Source organism: Brevundimonas sp. (assembly GCF_032107865.1).
Lineage (GTDB): Bacteria > Pseudomonadota > Alphaproteobacteria > Caulobacterales > Caulobacteraceae > Brevundimonas.
The window spans coordinates 1-1,908 of sequence record NZ_DAMCNG010000336.1; the positions used below are offsets into that span (position 1 = coordinate 1).

3 protein-coding genes are annotated in these 1,908 nt (G+C 70.1%); 2 read left to right on the forward strand and 1 reads right to left on the reverse strand.

Going from position 1 to position 1,908, the window contains the following annotated elements; translation table 11 throughout:
* Both RT567_RS16400 and grpE read left to right on the forward strand, forming a co-directional pair.
* Window positions 1–430, forward strand: a 430-nt coding sequence (locus RT567_RS16400; protein ID WP_409516191.1) for an HrcA family transcriptional regulator, incomplete at its 5' end; no start/stop codon positions are given.
* Window positions 427–1,041 (forward strand): nucleotide exchange factor GrpE, encoded by a 615-nt coding sequence (gene grpE, locus RT567_RS16405; protein ID WP_313577265.1) that lies wholly within the window; start codon window positions 427–429, stop codon window positions 1,039–1,041. The genes RT567_RS16400 and grpE, both read left to right, overlap by 4 nt.
* Before the next feature lie 134 nt (window positions 1,042–1,175).
* Here the strand turns inward: grpE and RT567_RS16410 are convergent.
* Window positions 1,176–1,908 (reverse strand): dienelactone hydrolase family protein (locus RT567_RS16410; RefSeq protein ID WP_313577266.1); only part of this gene is annotated, 733 nt, incomplete at its 5' end.

Sequence of the window (1,908 nt, forward strand, 5' to 3'; positions counted from 1 at the left end):
GGACGCCGCCGCCGCCCGTCTGGTCGAGGATGGACTGGCCGCCTGGAGCGGCGGCGCGGGCGGCGGGGGCCACGACCGCAACCTGATCGTGCGCGGGCGCGGCAATCTGTTGCAGGACGCCCGCGCGGCCGAGGATCTGGAGCGGGTGCGCGTGCTGTTCGACGATCTGGAGCAGAAGGAACAGCTGATTGGCCTGCTGGACGACGTCGGCGCGGCCCAGGGCGTGCGCATCTATATCGGCGCGGAAACGCGACTCTTTTCGCTTTCGGGTTCCGCCGTGATCGCGGCGCCCTATATGTCGGGCCGGCAGCGGGTGCTGGGCGCCATCGGCGTCATCGGGCCCGCGCGGTTGAACTACGCCCGTGTCATACCGTTGGTGGACTATACCGCCCGGGTGCTGGGCCGGATTCTGGACGGACAAGAGACGTGAACGACATCAACGACGAGACGCGGGATCAACTCGAACAGGACATCCATGAGGCTGACCTCGCGCCCGAGGGCGACGACACCGCCGTGGTGGACGCCCTGATCGCCGAGCGGGACCAGTGGAAGGACCGCGCTCTGCGCGCCGTGGCCGAGGCCGAGAACGTCAAGCGCCGCGCCGAGACGCAGCAGAACGACGCCCGCGCCTACGCCATTCAGCGCTTCGCCAAGGATCTGCTGGGCGTGGCCGACACCCTGGAGCGCGGCCTGGCGACGGTGCCCAAGGACGCCGAAGGCCCGGCGGCCGCCATGCTCACCGGGCTGGAGCTGACGCAGAAATCCCTGCTGTCGGCCTTTGAGGCCAACGGCCTGACCCGCGTCGATCCGGCGCCGGGCGACGCCTTCGATCCGCACCTGCATCAGGCGATGATGGAGCAGCCTTCGGACACCGTGCCGGGCGGCGCCGTCATCCAGACGCTGCAGCCGGGCTACGCTCTGTTCGGCCGCACCGTGCGCGCGGCCATGGTGGTGGTCGCGGCCAAGGGATCGGGCTCGGCGGCGGGCGGCGCCTACGCCGATCCGAACACGACCGGCGGGAATTTCGACGCCAAGGCCTGATGGTCTTCGCGCGCTGAAACGACGACGGCCCGGTGCAGACGCGCCGGGCCGTTTTTCTTTGCTTAGTTTCCCGCGCTGCGCTTGCGGCCAAAGCACTGGGCCCCGGCGTCCGCCGGGGTGAGCGGAAGGAAGGGTCAGTCCTTCAATCTCGAATCGAACAGCGCCAGCAGCCGCCGCCAGCCGTCCTTCGCGTCCGCCTCGCGGTAGGAGGCGCGGTAGTCGGCATGGAAGCCGTGCGGGGCGTCGTCGTAGAGGATGATCTGGCTGTTGGTCCGGCCGGCGGCCTTCAGGGCGTCGTTCATCGTCTTGACCGTATCGTTGGGAATGCCGCTGTCTGCACCGCCGTAGAGGCCCAGCACGGGGGCTTTCAGCTCGCCCGCCAGGTCGATGGGCCAGGGGCGGCCCGCCGCCTTCTGTTCGTCGGTGGCCGTGGCGGCGGGGGATAGGCGGCCGTACCAGGCGACCCCCGCGTCCAGCGTCGGGAAGCGGGCCATGGCCTGCCACACCACCTTGCCGCCCCAGCAGAAGCCGGTGATTCCGACCTTGTCGGCTTTCGCCCAGGACTGGGCGCCGATCCAGTCCAGTCCGGCGCCGATGTCGCCCATGACCTGGTCGTAGCGGGCGGCGCCGACGATGCGCATGATCGCCTGCATGTCGCTGAGCGGAGCCGGGTCTTGCACGCGGACGAAGAAGGCGGGGGCCACGGCCGCATAGCCCGCCTTGGCCAGGCGGCGGCAGACGTCGCGGATGTATTCGTGCACGCCGAAGATCTCGGACACGACGATCACGACGGGAAAGGGACCGGGGCCTTCGGGCCGGGCGACATAGGCGGGCAGGGCGAAGCCGTCGGGCGCCGGATAGGCTGCG